Source organism: Micrococcus sp. LASM2_SD2, assembly GCF_057364565.1.
In genome coordinates this window covers 1-743 of the sequence record NZ_JBNFOB010000451.1, presented here as the reverse complement: position 1 = coordinate 743, position 743 = coordinate 1, and the positions used below count along the sequence as shown (strand labels likewise).

The 743-nt window shown below is 70.8% G+C and carries 1 protein-coding gene; it reads left to right on the top strand.

Features of this window, described 5'->3' with window-relative positions:
* The first annotated feature begins 218 nt into the window (after positions 1-218).
* On the top strand, positions 219-500 hold the full coding sequence (locus tag AC2W7A_RS13055; RefSeq protein ID WP_485991698.1) for an HU family DNA-binding protein: 282 nt from the start codon (positions 219-221) through the stop codon (positions 498-500).
* The last annotated feature ends 243 nt before the right edge of the window (positions 501-743 follow it).

The following is a 743-nucleotide window of genomic DNA, read 5'->3' as shown; positions in this document are numbered from 1 at the left end:
CGTGATCCCGGCGCACTCCCGGGAGCGGCCGCGGCTCCCTGCCGGCGGACGGTCCGCGGCCCGGAGGGGCGGCATCAACCCTTGGAATCGCCTGAAAATCGCAGGATCAGGCCGCTGGGGAGGGCGGGACGGCGTCGTCGATGGTACGTTCGGGCATGGAAGCCCGGGGAAAACCCGGGAACACCCCTACAGATGTCCCATTACTCAGGAGGACTTCCATGGCTATGAACCGCAAGGAGCTCGTCGCTGCCGTCGCCGAGCGCTCCGGCAACACCCAGGCCGCCGTCAGCGATGTGCTGGACGCCGTCTTCGAGGTCTTCTCCGCTCAGGTGAAGAAGGGTGAGAAGGTCTCGATCCCCGGCTGGCTGGCCGTGGACCGCACCGAGCGCAAGGAGCGCACCGGCCGCAACCCGCGCACCGGCGAGGAGATCACCATCCCGGCCGGCTACTCGGTCAAGGTGACCGCCGGCTCCAAGCTGAAGGCCGCCGCCTCCGAGTGAGCCGCCGCACGGGCACGCCGATGACGGCGTGACCGTCAGCGCACGCAGGGCGCCCCACCCCCGGGTGGGGCGCCCCTGCCGCGTGCCCGGCAGGATGTGAGGCACGTGAAGGTCCGAAGGTCGCACGGCGGGCGTAGAATGGGACGTCCGGGGCATGAGTGGTGATCACCTGCCCGTGACACCGACGCGAAGGGGACCGGCATGCGCGCTGCACCGCCTGCACGCCGGACCGTGCCCGCGGTC